Origin of the sequence: Haloferula luteola (assembly GCF_014201715.1) — a bacterium.
Classification (GTDB): Bacteria; Verrucomicrobiota; Verrucomicrobiia; order Verrucomicrobiales; family Akkermansiaceae; genus Haloferula; species Haloferula luteola.
This window is the reverse complement of the sequence record NZ_JACHFD010000036.1, coordinates 1-15308: the sequence shown is the minus strand read 5'-3', so window position 1 is coordinate 15308 and position 15308 is coordinate 1. Positions and strand designations below refer to the sequence as shown.

Annotated in this window: 14 protein-coding genes; all 14 read right to left on the bottom strand. The window is 59.1% G+C overall.

Translation table 11 applies throughout. The annotated features are described in order from the left end of the window. Positions 1-13: 13 nt before the first annotated feature. The 14 genes from HNR46_RS19535 to HNR46_RS19470 all read right to left on the bottom strand — a co-directional run bounded on the left by HNR46_RS19535 (position 14) and on the right by HNR46_RS19470 (position 15163). Entirely contained in the window at positions 14-715 is a 702-nt protein-coding gene (locus HNR46_RS19535) for a cytochrome c family protein (RefSeq protein WP_184022212.1), read from the bottom strand. A gap of 22 nt (positions 716-737) precedes the next feature. Then, positions 738-2216, bottom strand: a complete 1479-nt coding sequence (locus HNR46_RS19530; protein ID WP_184022210.1) for a cbb3-type cytochrome c oxidase subunit I — start codon at positions 2214-2216, stop codon at positions 738-740. A gap of 10 nt (positions 2217-2226) precedes the next feature. Continuing rightward, a complete protein-coding gene (locus HNR46_RS19525; protein WP_184022208.1) occupies positions 2227-3033 on the bottom strand; it encodes a c-type cytochrome in 807 nt (268 codons plus the stop codon). 43 nt (positions 3034-3076) lie between these two features. Beyond that, entirely contained in the window at positions 3077-4441 is a 1365-nt protein-coding gene (locus HNR46_RS19520) for a hypothetical protein (RefSeq protein WP_184022206.1), read from the bottom strand. Between the two features lie 20 nt (positions 4442-4461). Continuing rightward, positions 4462-5163 carry a c-type cytochrome gene (locus HNR46_RS21460; RefSeq protein ID WP_184022203.1) on the bottom strand — a complete coding sequence of 234 codons (702 nt, stop codon included), beginning with the start codon at positions 5161-5163 and terminating at the stop codon, positions 4462-4464. 39 nt (positions 5164-5202) lie between these two features. Next, positions 5203-5757: a quinol:electron acceptor oxidoreductase subunit ActD gene (locus HNR46_RS19510; protein WP_184022200.1), complete on the bottom strand. Its 555-nt coding sequence runs from the start codon at positions 5755-5757 to the stop codon at positions 5203-5205. A 35-nt stretch (positions 5758-5792) separates the two neighbouring features. Beyond that, positions 5793-7271, bottom strand: coding sequence for an NrfD/PsrC family molybdoenzyme membrane anchor subunit (nrfD, locus tag HNR46_RS19505; protein ID WP_184022198.1), 1479 nt, complete (start codon positions 7269-7271; stop codon positions 5793-5795). A gap of 39 nt (positions 7272-7310) precedes the next feature. After that, complete coding sequence (locus tag HNR46_RS19500) at positions 7311-10631, bottom strand: TAT-variant-translocated molybdopterin oxidoreductase (RefSeq protein WP_184022195.1); 3321 nt, start codon at positions 10629-10631, stop codon at positions 7311-7313. 37 nt (positions 10632-10668) lie between these two features. Continuing rightward, the gene (locus HNR46_RS19495; RefSeq protein WP_184022193.1) at positions 10669-11370 is read right to left on the bottom strand and encodes a cytochrome c3 family protein; all 702 of its coding nucleotides are present in this window, start codon (positions 11368-11370) and stop codon (positions 10669-10671) included. Positions 11371-11574: 204 nt separating this feature from the next. Then, positions 11575-11910 carry a hypothetical protein gene (locus HNR46_RS19490; RefSeq protein ID WP_184022190.1) on the bottom strand — a complete coding sequence of 112 codons (336 nt, stop codon included), beginning with the start codon at positions 11908-11910 and terminating at the stop codon, positions 11575-11577. 79 nt (positions 11911-11989) lie between these two features. Then, positions 11990-12907, bottom strand: coding sequence for an MBL fold metallo-hydrolase (locus HNR46_RS19485; RefSeq protein ID WP_184022188.1), 918 nt, complete (start codon positions 12905-12907; stop codon positions 11990-11992). A gap of 18 nt (positions 12908-12925) precedes the next feature. Continuing rightward, positions 12926-13699 (bottom strand): orotidine-5'-phosphate decarboxylase, encoded by a 774-nt coding sequence (gene pyrF / locus HNR46_RS19480; protein ID WP_184022186.1) that lies wholly within the window; start codon positions 13697-13699, stop codon positions 12926-12928. 57 nt (positions 13700-13756) lie between these two features. Continuing rightward, positions 13757-14227, bottom strand: coding sequence for a MauE/DoxX family redox-associated membrane protein (locus HNR46_RS19475; protein WP_184022184.1), 471 nt, complete (start codon positions 14225-14227; stop codon positions 13757-13759). Between the two features lie 204 nt (positions 14228-14431). After that, positions 14432-15163 carry a phosphodiester glycosidase family protein gene (locus HNR46_RS19470; protein WP_184022181.1) on the bottom strand — a complete coding sequence of 244 codons (732 nt, stop codon included), beginning with the start codon at positions 15161-15163 and terminating at the stop codon, positions 14432-14434. Between the last annotated feature and the right edge of the window lie 145 nt (positions 15164-15308).

Sequence of the window (15308 nt, the reverse complement as noted above, 5' to 3'; positions counted from 1 at the left end):
GGAAAAACCGGGTTCAGCCTTCGGGGTTGGTCGGCGCAGGGGCGTAGTTCATCGAGGCCGGCACGGCATCGTCGTGCTGGAGAGACATCAGGTAGCTGGCGAGCGCCCGGGCTTTCGGGCCGGGGATGATTTCGAAGCCTTCCTTGACCTTACCTTCCACGGCGTGGTCGGACTTTTGGCCCATGATCTCCTTCTTCTCGAAGAGGAAGGGCAGTGAAGGACAGTTCGACCATGAAACGGCGGGATCGAAGCGCGGATTGTAAAGCCGTCGATAGAGGTACTGCTCAGCATCCGTCGGGTGAGCACGCAACAGGCGGCGACCGTAGTTCATCAGATCCGGGCCATTGCGGGAAACTCCCACGGGAGCATAGTCGAGACCCTTGTAGTCGAAGGGATTCGATTCGCGACGGGTATCACCGCGATCCGGATCATCCTTGATCCCCGCGAAATCAGCGCGGCCGAGGTCATTTCCAGCATAGGTGGGGCGGACCACTTGGGTATGGCACTGATAGCAGCCATTTTCGGCGTAGACTTGGTAGCCATTGACGACGCGGCCCGAAGTCTTCGGATGGTAGATTCCCGACTGCGGATCGATCCCTTCCTGAAAGGCAACGGGAGCGATGTCGCGCATTTTGAAAAACGGGACGACCACCACCGCCAACCAGGCGAGGCCGAAACTGGCAGTGAGTCCGATGGCAAAAGTGCGGAAGTTCATGTCGCGTGAAAGATGAATCGGGTCAGTGGACGGCGGGACCGGCGTTGTCGATGTCCCCCTCGGGACCGTGAGGGCTGGTGGCGTGTTCGTGGGTGAGCAGCGTCGGGTGGGAACTCCGACGACCGAGACGCAGCCACATCAGCGTGAGGTGCAGGAAAAAGAAGAGATTCGAAACGAGCAGGAAGCACCAGGCCACCGTGGTGAACACCGCATACGGCTGGACCCGGCTAGCAGCATCTTCCCAGGCTGCGGTCAGGTTCTCGGCTCCGACACCCTGCATCAGTCCCCCGAACAGGGTGATGACGGCAATGCCCCCCACCGCGTAGAGCGAGAGGAAAAAGTGCGAGGTGATCAGACGACGCGAAAGCCACTCACGACGAGTCACGCGTGGGACGATGAAGTAGATCGCACCAAAGGCGATGAAGCTGAAGAAACCGTAGATTCCGAGAACATCGTAACCGTATCCGGAAATGGTGAACTGGGTGAGTTTCAGAACCGACGGCAGGTTCAGCATCACACTGGCGAAGGCGAAGACCATGAGGAATACCAGACCCCAGACCGTGAAGCGCAGCGTCGGGCTCTTGTTGACGGTATCGAGGTCTCCCACAGCGGTTTTGAGCAAATTGATGCCCGCCACTGCAGCTGGGATCGCAAACAAGATCGTCGCAAAGGCCCCGAGATACGGGAGGAAGTTCGGCACGGGGACACCAGCCAATTTCTGCAGACCCGCCCAGGGAGCAATGATCGCCAAAGCCCAGAATCCAATCAGCGAAAGCGAGTAGTTGTAAACCGGACGACCCAGCACCTTCGGAACCAGATAGTAGGCCATCCCGATGCCCACTGGAGCGAACAGCATGAGCAACATCGCTGAATGGAACCAGGCATTCACACCGGTGGCGCCCAACGGGCTGCCGTCAAAGCCACGGACCAGCAGATTCGAGGAGGCGAAGAACCAGGGGAACCAGATCAGCGCGGCCATCAGATACCACTGTGAAACGTAGGTGTGACCCGAGGGGCGCAGCTTGAACTGAACCATGGAGCCGATGACGATCGCGATGTAGATCAGCAGCATCGGGAACCAGGTGAAGGTTGGCATTTCCATCCATGGCATGCCCGAACCACCCCCTGCGAGGATGCCGATCACTCCGAGAGAGATGACCAGATTCCAAAGGTGGCCGGCGGTAAGAATGATCCCAGCATTGCGGCAGGCCTGACGGGAGAGCCGGGCCATCAGCCAAATGATCATGCCAAAAGCGGCTTGGCAGCCCCAGCCATAGACCAATGCCGACTCGTGGGCGGCAAACACGCGGCCATAGGTCAACCACGGGCAATGGGAGAGGAAATCAGGGCTGTGAACCTTGGCGGAGGACACGATGCCGAGCAGGATCGCCACCGCGAGCCACGCCGCTCCGCTGGTGAAAAAGAACATCACCGGGTGGCGAAGCGATCGGTCGATCGACGAACGCAGGATCGTGTCTTGGTCGTTTTCGAGAGAGGCCATGGCAGGAAATTCAGGGAGCGACGGGAATCAGGTCGGCTTGCTTGAGGGCCGGCTTACCGACCTCGGAACGAAGCATCTTCACTTGTTCAGCGGAAACCGGCGGAGCGGTATTGCCGAAGGAGTTGCGAACGTAGGTGAGCACGGCGGCGACATCCTCGTCGCTGCTGGCGGCACCCATCGGCGCCATCGGAGCAGGGAAATTGTATTCCTTACCGGCGACGGTGATCGGACCTTCAAGTCCGCGCATTTGGATTCGGATGAGATTGGATACCGGACCGGCGACCCAATCGGAACCCGCCAGCGGAGGCCCCACAGGCCCCCCTTCGCCATTCAGGCCGTGGCAGGCGGCACAAAGCATGAACGCCTGCTTGCCTTTCTCCATCACCGCTGCATCCGGAGCGGTTCCGGCAGGGGCGGTCAGATCGTCGACCGCAGAAGTGTCCCCTGCGGGCGCAGCAGCGAGCTTCTCCGCTGTCGCCGAACCAGGGACAACCTGCGCAGCATCGGTCGAAGCCGTGGGCTTGGAGGCCACCAGTTGCTTCCCGATCAGATCGAAAACCGCATCCGGATTGGCTTTCACCGTGGATCCATCCTGAGAAACGGTCCAGCTGTTGAGGTGCGACTTCTGCGATTCATCGACCTTGGCGCGAACCTCGAGGCGCTTGAGGCGAGCGGCCTCTTCAAGTGGATCAGGTGCATCCGCACCGCCCTTGGCAAGGCGGGTGATCAACAGCACCACAAAGAACAGGGAGACGACACCGATCCCCCACCAGAAGGCGGCGAAGCGGGCCAAGGGATTGTCACGGGAAGGTTCCATGGGAAAGGATGGACGGAAGCGGTTTGGGAATCGCCGGCGGCGTTCAGTTGGAGACGTTGGCGGATTCGAGGAGGCGAGGATCCCGGTTCGGGTAGAGGTTGTTTTGCCCCAGCGCTCGCAGATAGAAGAAGAGGAAGCCGGTGCCGACCGTGAGGAAGGCCAAGATGTCACCCCAGAAAGCATTCGGGATCGTCGTCTGCACGTGAGCGTATTTCTCCGGCATCAGATTCATCAGGGAGATCGACCGCTCAGGAATCGAGATCAGGTAGTGGTCGAAGACGTGCATGACGAGCGTGTAGACCGCGAGCACCGTCAGAGCCATCGGCTTCTTCTTCAGCCAGGCCTGCAAGAGGACCACGAAAGGTACCACAAAGTGGAACAGCACAAGGAGCATCATTGCGGTGTTCCAACCGCCGGTGTTCCGAATGAGGAAGTACTTGGTTTCCTCGGTCACGTTTGCATACCAAATCAGGAAGAACTGGGAGAAGGCGATGTAGGCCCAGAACACCGTGAAGGCGAACAGCAACTTACCCATGATGTGGTAGTGCTCAGGAGTGACCACACGCTTGAGGTTGCCCCCGCGCTGAAGCAGGGCGCAGGTGATGATGATCACCGCCATCGAGTTCAGGGCCGCTCCAGCAAAGAGGTAGACACCCCACATGGTGGAGAACCAGGAGAAGTCGAGCGCCATCAGCCAGTCGAAGCCCGCAAAGGTAATCGTGATCGCGAAAATGATCAGCGTGTAGGTCGAATGGAAGCGGGCACGGAATAGGCGGCTCGTGCCGGGATTGGGGTCGCTGTCCTGACCCACAGAAAGCTTCCGCAGACCGCGAATCACCAAGGTGAGCCCCACAAAATAGAAGGCGAAGCGGACATACCAAGCCACCAGGTTCATGTACCAAAGCTTGTTGGCGAGAAGACCGTGATGATGGGCTTCAAGCCATTCCTTGAGAGAGGTCGAGCCGTAGAATCCGCCCAGAAAACCATCAAACAAGCCGGCACCGTCGTGAAGCCCTTCTCGGTGAATATTCATCCACTCGTAGAGCCACTTTTGCACCGGAGGAAGCGCCAAGGGGAAGGCGAACAAAAACAGGAACGGATACACCGAACCGAGGTTCTCCATCACCCGGCGCACCGAAGTCCCCCACCCCGAGTTCGACACGTTGTGAAGCAAGGTCCAGAAGCACCCGCCGACAGCCAGCGTGAAAAAGAAGAACACCGCGAACACCCAGGAATAGGCGTAATTGGCTGCCCAAGTATCATTGGGACCCAAGAGCAGGAACATGCTGACGAGCCAAAGCAGCAGCGAAGTCGCTCCAGAGATCAGCTTGACCTTGGAAGCGAGCGGGCTGTTCAGGCGCTCGCCCTGGGCGGGGATGTCCGCAGAGGTGACGATGTGAGATGCCATGATCGGTGGAGGAAAATTGCTTACTGGGCCGGTTGGGCAGAGGCTTGGGCCGCATCGTATGCGGCCTTGACGGCGGGGTCAGACAGCGGGGCTTTCTGCGCCGCTTGCAGCGCGCGGACATAGGCGATGATCGCCCAACGGTCGCGCAGGGAAACGTTGTGTCGGTAAGAGCCCATGTTGCCCTTGCCGTGAGTGATCACGTCGAACAAACGCCCGTCCGGGTAGGATCCGGATCCAAAGTTTTCGAGGGTGAGATTGGCGACACCCGGAACGCCGAACTGGGCGGCCATGCCTTGACCGTCACCTGATTCCCCGTGGCAGGGCATGCAGTTGACGTGAAACATCTCTTTGCCACGGCGGAGGAACGCGCCGACGTTTTCGTCGGTGAGCCCGAGTTCCTCCGGCATGCCACTGGAGTAATGGTCGTCGATCACCCCGGTCGCGTAGTAGCTGGGTTGACCGCCGAATTCATATTCAGGAATACCACCCAGTTCGGTGGCCCCATCGGGAAGGAATCCCAAAGGCTGTGTGCCGTCCACCAGCGGCCGACCGCCCACGCCATCAGCGAAGAAATCGTCGGGCTTCTGGGCCTTGAGCTTGTCCTGCTCGTCCATGTCCGGGAACAAGCGGATCGGGGTTGAGGCCGACTTCTCACCGCGCATCGGCAGGAGGCCGATGACCAAGGCGGCGATGATCGCGTAGGCGAGGAAGAAGTATTTCACGGTAGGGAGCAGAGAGAGCTTGGAGCTGAAAATGGGGAATCAATCCTCCTCTTCGACGAGTTCGATGTTGGTGCCGCCGATGTTTTCAAGGAGGGCCTTGGTCGCCTCAGGGCTGAACTTGGGATCGCGAGCTTCGATGGCGATGAAGAACGCATCATCGGTCGCGCGGTGAAATTGCTTGCTGGCAAATAGCGGGTGGTTGAAGCGCGGCAGCTTCATCAGCGCCAGAAGTCCGAAGAGCACGGTGAAGCCGGAGAACAGAATCGTCAGCTCGAACATGACCGGGAAGAATGCTGGCACCGTGAAGATATTGACCGGCTTGGCCTGCACCACGGTCGGGTAGAGCAAGACCTGCGTGCCATAGGCGAGGCTGAAAGCTGTGAGGGTTCCGGTCGACCCGCCGAAGAACACCAGCCAGGGAAGAATGGAGCGCTTCAGGCCCATCGCGCTATCGAGGCCGTGAATCGGATAGGGCGAGTGGCAGTCCCACTTGCTGAAACCGGCATCGCGGACCTTTTCCGCGGCCTTGTAGAGGGCGGAAGCGCTCTTGAATTCGGCCAGATAGCCGTAGACGCGTTTACGAGTCGTGCTCACAGGGATTGGATCGAAAAAGGTTCGGTGTTCTGGATTCAGCCCTTGGCGGACGAAGCGTGGATTTCGTGCTGATAGGCGGCCTCCTCCGTCACCCCGTGATCGGGATGATCGTGGTGGTCATCGAAATGCGGATCGGACTCCAGCAGGGTCCATTTGACCTCGGCAATGTTGATGCAGGGAAGGAAACGGAGGAACAGCAGGAACAACGTGAGGAACATGCCGATGGTGCCAACGAAGAGGAATTGGTCCTGACCGCTCGGGGAGAAGTATTTCCAGTCACCAGGCAGCCACATCCGGGAGAGTGTGGTCACGATGATCACAAATCGCTCGAACCACATCCCGCAGTTGACGCACATGGCAACGGCCATCACGACCCAAAGATTCTCGCGGCACTTCTTGAACCAGAAGATCTGCGGCGAAAGGACGTTCAGGCCCATCATCCAGAAGTAAGCCCAGTTGAAGGGACCGGCGATCCGGTATTTGAAGGCTTCCATCTCGAACTTAGCGCCGGAGTAGAATGCGACGAACAGCTCCATCAGGTAGGCGTAACCGACGATGGTGCCGGTCAGCAGGATGATCTTCGCCATGTTGTCGATGTGCTTCATGGTGATCATGTCCTGCAACCCGTAGATGAAACGGGCGGGAATCATGATCGTCAGCACCATCGCGAAGCCACCGAAGATGGCACCCGCCACGAAGTAGGGAGGGAAAATCGTCGTGTGCCAACCCGGCACCACGGAGGTAGCGAAGTCGAAGGACACCACCGAGTGCACGGAGAGCACCAGCGGTGTGGAAAGAGCGGCCAAGAGGAGGTAGGCCATCTCGTAATGGCTCCACTGGCGATTACCTCCACGCCAGCCGAGCGAGAACAAACCATAGAGGATCTTGCGAAGCCCTGGTTTGCACCGGTCGCGGATGGTCGCGAGGTCGGGAACCATGCCGAGATACCAGAAAATCAAGGAGACGGTGAAGTAGGTTGAGACGGCGAACACGTCCCACAGCAGCGGCGATTTGAAGTTCTGCCAGATGCCATTGGCATTCGGAATTGGAGCCAGGAACCACACCATCCACACACGACCCACGTGGAAGGCGGGGAAGATCCCCGCGCACATCACCGCGAAGATCGTCATGGCTTCCGCCGCTCGGTTGATCGAGGTTCGCCAATTCTGGCGGGTCAGGAAAAGAATCGCCGAAATCAGCGTTCCAGCGTGGCCGATACCAATCCAGAACACGAAGTTCACGATCGGCCATCCCCACATCACGCGGTTGGTATTGCCCCAGACGCCGACACCTGTGGAGACGAGGTGGAAGAGCCCCCCTCCGACCCCGATGGCAGCGATGATCGCGCTCGGAACGAACAGCAGCCACCACAAGAATGGCTGACGGTTTTCGAGAACGCCGCAGATCCGCTCAGTGATCCAGTGATAGGAACGTCCGTTGAGAATCAGCTTCTCGCGCTTGAGCACGGGGAGCTTCGGACCTTGGCGTTGGGAGGTTTCAGTGGCGGTGGCCATGTTTCTCGCGAGTGACGGGGATCAGATCGCCGGAAGCGATCAGTGCATGTGAATGGTGGCTTTCCCGATGAACTGAGCACCGGGCATCGACGGATTCGGATTCTTGACCCGGGCGATGTAGCTCGTCCGCGGGCGGGTTCCGATGTAGTTGAGCAAGTCGTAATTCCGCTCGAGCGCCTTGACGCGGCCGACGCGGCCCTTGTCGCCATCGAGCAAATTGCCGAAGGAGATGGCTTCTGCTGAGCAAGCTTCCTGACAGGCCACCTTCACGGAATCGATCGGCACGCGCAGCTTCTCGCTGTTCATCGAAACGTCGAGTGAGTTGCCAGCAGCAAGGGTTTCCTGCTTCTGATCGCGCTTCTGGCGGATCTTGGCATCCTTGAGGCGCTGCACGCAGTAGGTGCACTTTTCCATCACCCCCCGCATCCGCACAGATACGTTCGGGTTGCGCTGAAGGTGCGCCGAGGTGCCGACTTGCTTTTCGCCGAAGGGACCGTGGTAAAGGTTATGAGCGACGAGCGGGTTGCGCTTGTTGTAGTCGAAGAAGTTGAATCGACGGGCCTTGTAGGGGCAGTTGTTCGCGCAATAGCGCGTGCCAATGCAGCGGTTGTAGGCCATGGCATTGAGGCCGTCCTCGGTGTGGACAGTGGCATTCACCGGGCAAACGGTTTCGCACGGAGCCGCCTCGCACTGCACGCAGGCGACCGGCTGAGGAACCATTTCAAGGAAGTCCCCAGCTTCATCTTCCTTCTGCTGGGCGAAATAGCGGTCCATCCGGATCCAGTGCATTTCACGGCCCTTCGCGAGCTGCTCTTTGCCCACAATCGGGATATTGTTTTCCGCCTGACAGGCGATCAAGCATGCGTTGCAACCGGTGCAAGCGCTGAGGTCGATGGCCATCGCCCACTGGTGGATCGGGTCACTCAGCAGCTGGTTACCATCGCGGTCGAGCGGCTTGTAGAGCGAAACGTTCGGCGGGGCGTGGGAATCCATGCCCTGCTTGCGCACGTCGGCGAGTTGGGCAGCGAAATCGCCCTTCTTCTCGTCGTCGGCGGTGGAGATTTCCCGAGCAATCGCGCGGCCATACATGCCGTGGTGTTCCTGAGTGGCCGAAAGTTTGTAGGAAACCCCCGTCACCGAAGGAGCTTCGGCGAGAACGGCGAAGTAAGGAGTGGCACTGGTGCGCAGCGGATAGACATCGAAGCCGGTATTCACCCCGACCAAGCCCACGTGAGCTTCTTTCGAAGTATCACGACCCAGCTCATCATCCGAGTTGAAGCCCTGACCGTATCCGACCGGCACGTAAATGGTGCCATCGGCCTGGCCGAAGCCAATTTGAGCGACGATTTCAATCGTGGTGTCCCCCACCTTGAGGCGAATCAACTTGCCCTTCTTGTGCTCCCCTTCCCCGTCCGGAGGAATGGCTGCGGTCGGCGACTGCACTGGCACCAACTCGTCGTAGATGCCGAGCTCCTTGGCCGTCTGCGGCGAAACCAGAGCGGCGTTATCCCAAGACAGCTTGCAGAGCGGGTCAGGAGCTTCTTGTAGCCATCCATTGTCGATCCAGCGACCGTCGTAGACCGAGTGGTCGGCAGCAAAAATCACTTCGTAGTCGCCCCCTTGAGGTGCGGCAGCAATCGCCGCGGACAACGTACCGGCGTCCGCTGCCACCGTGGCTGCTGAGTAGCTGGAACCGGCGAGGAACCCATCGCGAAGCAGCTTTTTCCAAGCTTCTTCGGTGGTGCCAGCGAGGCCTTCGAAAGTTTTGCGAACCGCCACCATCGCGGGGTTCGGGGCGTCTTCCGGCGCCTCTCCTGTGATCAGGGTGCCCTCGCTATCCAGCAGCGCACAAAGCACTTCCAACTCACTTGCGGAGTCTTCGTAGAGCGGGAAGATCATCGGCTGGACGATCGTGTAGACGCCGTTCGCCGTGCGGGCATCCCCCCAGTTCTCCAAGTAGTGAGAAGCCGGAACGTGCCAAGTTGCAGCATGTGCCGTGGCATCGGTGCGAAGGCCAAAATGAATGCTGGTCTTGGCCTTGACCAGAGCCTCACCAAATTGGAGATCGACCGGCGCGTCGTATGAAGGATTCGACGGAGTGAAGAACAGGACATGTTCCACTGCGCCCGAGTTGAGATCCGCGATGAGATCGGCGAGCGAACCCAAACCAGTCGCTTCCGTAGCCACGGCGCGAAGCGGTCCACCCTCTCCGAGGGCTCCGATGCGGGCATTGATGGCGGCAGCCATGCGGTGCACCGCCTCCGGAGCGCGGCTCCCGGCGAGCACCACGGCACGGCCCCGGGAAGCTTGCAAATCTTTGGCCATCTCAGCCACCCACTCAGTGACTTTCGCTGATCCGGCAGGAGCATTGCCCACCGATCCACTGTCACCCAAGGCGCGCAACAACTCAGCAGCCACCGCAACCAACTCACTCGGCTTCACCCGCAGACGGTGATCGGCGATACCGCCCGTTACGGAAAACACACTTTCCACCGCGTAAAGGCGGTTCATCGAAGCGGCGCTGGCCTTCTTGTCGTAGGCTTTCCCTTCAGGCTTGCGGCGATCGAAGAACGCTCCGATCGGACCCACCGGATCGAGGCCGGTGAAGTCACAATCGAGAGAAACGATGCGATCGGCTTTTGAGAAATCAGCCACGAAACGCACGCCGTCGCCAAAGGCACCCTGACCCGGTCCCTCGAGGGCCTCATAAGCGTAGCCCTTGAGACCCGAGAACTTGGCTTGAAGATCCTTCAAAAGACGGGCGCGAGTTGGGGAGTCGTCGTGACCGAACACCAAGCCCAACTTCGAACCGGAATCTTTCGCGAGCCCGGCCAACAGTGTGTCGAAATCCCCGCGAGAAGCCGGTTTGCCGTGATGCAGAACCTTGCGCGAACGGGATGGAGAATAGAGATCCAACACCGATGCCTGAACGAAGGCGTCGGTCCCCGATTGATCCGGGTGAAGCGTGTTGGGAGCCACCTTGGTGGGACGACCTTCAAAGGTGGTCACCACCAGAGGAGTCGCGCCGGAAGCGGCGGGGAAACTGGAAGCGTAATAGGTCGCCTTGCCCGGAATGATCCACTCAGGAGCATTCGCATAGGGCAGGATGAAGCTCTCAGGGCGACGGCACGCAGCCATCCCAAATCCCGCGAGCGCGGTCGAGGCGCCCATCAACTTCAGGAAAGAACGGCGAGTGGTTTCCATCTCACCTTCGCCGCTCATTTCGGCGGCACCGGCGGGAAACTCGCGCTCAAGCCATTCGCGAAACTCGGGAGTGTTCTCAAGCTGCCCGACGCCGCGCCAGGAGACGGTCGATTCGTTCGCGGGAACGTCGGGATGTTGCCAGATGCGTTTGCTCATGGGTCGACGGAAAAGTTTTCGAACGGAAAAAGGGGGCTCAGTGGTGGCAGGTGGCGCAGGAGGTCGGCGGATGAATCTGCCATTGTTCCTTCAGCTTCAGGCCGAGGTCCTCGGTGGTCTTGACGCCTTCAATCGGGTTGGCCGCGAGGTATTTCTCGGCGTCGTAGGAAAGGTTGTAGACTTCCTCCAGCGGGCGGAGGTTCTTCTCCGGATGGCGGTGGCACTCCAAGCACCAGCCCATGGAAAGGTTCTGATCCTGATAAACGACCTCCATCTGATCGACCCGGCCGTGGCAGCTTTGGCAGGAAATGCCGCGGTTCACGTGAGCCGAGTGGTTGAAGTAAACGTAGTCTGGAGTCTTGTGGATCCGCACCCACTCGACCGGCTTGCCGAAATCAGGATGCTTCAGCAACGGATCCATCCGGTTGCGCAACGGCTGGAGTTTCGGGCTCTGAGTCTGCACATGGCGGTGGCAGTTCCAGCAAGTGTTCGAGGTCGGCACGTTCGAATGCCCCGAGACATCGACAAAGGAGTGGCAGTAACGGCAATCCAGCCCGACTTGCTCCACGTGGATGCGGTGCGAAAAGGGAATCGGCTGCGACGGTTGATATCCGACCACCAGGGTCTTCGGCGTCGCATAGTAGCTAAACGCTGCGACCACGCCGGCACCCAAAGAGAGAACACAAATCGCAATCTTGAACGGGAGAACGTTGGTCCAGCGCGGGAAGATATTGGCCATGACGGTGGTGAAAATCGGTTCTCGTCGGGGAAAATCGGTGGGCTTGTGAAATTTTTCACAAGCGATGCGTTGTTTAACCGACAGAATGCGCCGCCGGTGGGCGGCGAGTTTGCAAACCGACCTCCGACTGGCAACCGGAAAAACGCCTCTTCACCCAAAAATCAGGTTCGACGGCTTGCAAAACCCGTTTGCTGAGAACGGTTCTCATTTGGACCAGTTCAGACCCTTCTCATTCCGCCACTTTCGGAACCCATCGAATTGTTCTTTCTTACTGAGCATCCGTCGCTCCGGGTTCTCATCGAGGTAAGCCTCGAACAATCCACCGCTATCATCCTCGCTCCCCGAAGGCGCCCGCTCCTCAACACTGGCAGACGGTTCCTTGCGCCGCCTTTCCAAGGACTTCTCCAAGCGCCGCAATTGAGCCCCGAGAAGCACCCGTTGGACCAAGCCAACCAGCTGGAAGACAAGAATCAACCCCAAGAGCCCCCATAGGGCGACAGGGAAGTCGGCAGCATTAAATGGAAGCGGCGTGTTCGGCATGGCAGTCGTGCGCAGTGTGCTGACCCACCGTCGAGGTTCCAGTGGAAATTGTCACCAAGACCGCCCCGAGGCGGAGAAATCACCACTCAATGCCGACTCCCTCTTCCGGAATCAGGATTTTTTCGCTGATCCCGAGACGATCCGCTTCCTGAAGCAACCGATCGACCGCCTCTCCAGGCGCTTCATTGCCCAGCGGAAAGGTGTCGTGGTGCATGGGGATCAGCACCTTAGCCCCCATTTCAGCGAAAGCCCGCACCGCTTCCTCCGGGTTCATGTGTACATCCCGACCGCTGGGAGCCTCGTAGGCACCGATCGGCATCAGGGCCACATCAATGTCTGGAAAGCGTCGCCCGATCTCCCCGAAGCCGTCGAACCAAGCGCTATCGCCACAGTGAAACACGGACTTTCCCTTGGTCTGAATCAGATAGCCCCCGTAGTCGCGATGGGTGTCGTGAAGATAACGGGCTCCCCAATGGTGGCTGGGAGTGTGAACGATCGACATCTCACCGAAATCGACCTGCTCCCAGACTTTCACCTCATGAACCGCCGGGAATCCGAGCCGCCGCACCAAGCTGCCGCTGCCGCGTGGCACCACGATGCCCTCCCGGGATTGCAAGACCTTCAGGCTAGGTTTGTGAAGGTGATCGAAGTGCGCGTGGGTCACCAGCACCAGATCGAGTTCCGGAATTTCCTGCAACGGCAGCCCCGGACGCCGCCGCCGCCGCACGATCCCATGCCAATTGGCCCAATTCGGGTCGACCATCAGCGAATGACCCTCGAACTGAATGAAGAAAGCTGCATGCCCAATCCACGTCACCCGCACGGAGCCTTGAGTCGGCGGCAATAAAATCGGCGGCTGGGTCGCCCCGTCGGGACGTCGAAACATCCCCGGAACGATGCGATGGCGGAAGAACTTGTAGTTGCGCTGCGGCCAGCCCTTTTGGGGCAGCAAACCGGAATAATGGGCCGCGGGACGCTGGGGTGGTTCTTGAGCCATGACCTTACTCTTGGCGCGTTACGCGTAGGCTGCAGCGATCTTTTCCGCCCATTCGGCGGCTCGTTGCGCGAAACTTCGCTCATCCCCAGCGTAGGCGATTCCGCGCGAAACATTGATCACATCCGGAGCCGTCCGCTTGGCGGCAGCGAGCGCCGCCAGATCGCCACCTTGGGCTCCCAGACCTGGCACCAGCAACGGAGCATCCGGCATCTTCGCCAATACTTCGGCCGCATGAGTCAAACCGACCACGTAACCCACATCCGTGGCATTGGACTCGGCGACCGATCGCGCACCCAATGCCGTCACCAACTCAAAAACCGAGCGACCATCCGCCAAAATCTGCTGCTGAAAATCCGCGGAGCCGGGATTGGAGGTCACGGCAAGCAGATACACCCCCTTGCCCTCCCAGGAGAGAAAGGGCTCGATCGAATCATATCCCAGAAAGGGATTGAGAGTCACAGCATCCACCTTCCAATGCTCGAAGTAGCCCTGGGCGTAGTATTTCTGGGTTTCCCCAATATCACTGCGCTTCGCATCCAAAATCACCGGCACCTCCTTGGGCATGGCTCCCATCAACTCACCAAGAATCTCGATTCCGCGAAGTCCCATTGCCTCGAAATAGGCGATGTTCGGCTTGAAGGCCGCCGCATACTCCCAGGTTTCATCCACCAGACGCTTCAGGAAATCAGGCACCGCCTCCACCCCATCCCCGCCGGGCCGAGGGTCCATTCCCACGCAAAGCCGCGATCCCGTCCGCTCAATCCGCTGCTGCAATCGTTCCGTGTAGCGCATGGCGCGCATCTTGGGCGGTCATCTCGCCGCCGTCCAATGCGTTTCCCATCCGAAACTTCAACTGGGGAGCTGCATCCGGGAACCCCCGAAAACCCGACGCCGGCCAAGATGCTCAGAGACGATCAAGAACACCAAAACCGCCAGCTGCAAACACAGCAACACGATCTTGGGGCCCATCCCCAGAGTGAAAGCTTTGCCAAAACAACCGCAGTCCGGGTCCAGCCCACGCACCATCGCCTGGGCATTCACGAAGAGGAACAACAGCGTAAGCCCCACCGCCCATCGCACCGCACCCCGAATCATGAAACCCGTCATCAATCCTAAACCACACAGCACCTCCAGCCAGGCGACGGCGTAGGCGACTCCCAAGTTGTAAGGATCCTGCAGAATCTCAAATTCCGCTGCTTGCCGGGCAAAGGCCTGCGGACCCACCTGGAAAAGCTTCAGCCCTCCCAAAAAGGCAAACCACACCCCCAGAGAGACACGAAGAGTGAGCACGGTGTAATCGAACTTCGACTTCGGAGCCATCGGGGAACACGCTAGCGAAGCCCACCCATCGCCACCAAGCGCCGAATTTCTGCCGAGGAGAGGTCAAGAGAGCGACGATCCCTTCGCTCCAGATTTCCCCCTCGATCCGCCTCACCGCCCATACGGAAGCGGACTTCCATCGGCAACTGGCCCGGCTATCCGACGATGAGGAACGAATCAGGCAGTCCACTGAATGAAGGGAGGTCACTCCATCACCACAAGAAACGATCCATAACTTTGTCCGTCCTGAGGCACCGCTCCGCCCATCTCCAAACGACTGATATCGCCATCAAGAAACAAGGCATCATCACAGCCCAGAGAGCGAAACATCATCGCAAATTCATAGAGGTTCGGATACTTCGGAGAACGGGAGATGGAGATCGCAAGAAGGATGGTCCCATCCTTTTTCACCCCAACTCCATTCCGATGCAGCCGGCTGGTCGATTCCTTCCGGAAAAGCGGATGCACCACCCCATTCCTCAAAAGCAACGGCCCCGATTGCACCGCTCCCACCCAGTCCCCGGCGACGGGCCACTCTTCGGTTTTGACCACACCCGCTTTTTGCCTCCCGAAATAGAACACCCCATTGGGCTGCAGATAAAAATTCCCCACTCCTTGACGACGGTTCACGGGTATCCGCTCTCGCCCCCCTTGAATCAACAATCCACTCGGGATGCCTCCCGGCTCAAAAATCCCGCCGTTCATGATCCAGCGGACTTTTCCCCCGTCTGCTTCAGCCTCATTCGCAGCTGCCGAAAACGTTCGCAACGGTCGTTCGTCCCGCCCTTCCCAAACGACCCGAACCTTCTCCGACGAGGTCTCAATGATCTCATACTTCACCCCGTTCACCTCCCGCTGCGCCCCCATCGCTCCACCTCCTAAGGTCAGCAAAATTGCCACCGTTCCTGTCATCCTCCTCACACTTCGAAGCATCATGAGCGACTCTAGCAGATCCAATCGTCCCTTGCCACTGCCCAAACAATCGAGCTAGTGCATCGTCAGAGAATTAACAGGCATACGATCTGCTTTAGCGAAGCATGCCCAAAGCGTTACCGCCCTTGAAAGTCAGCAAAAAGCAACG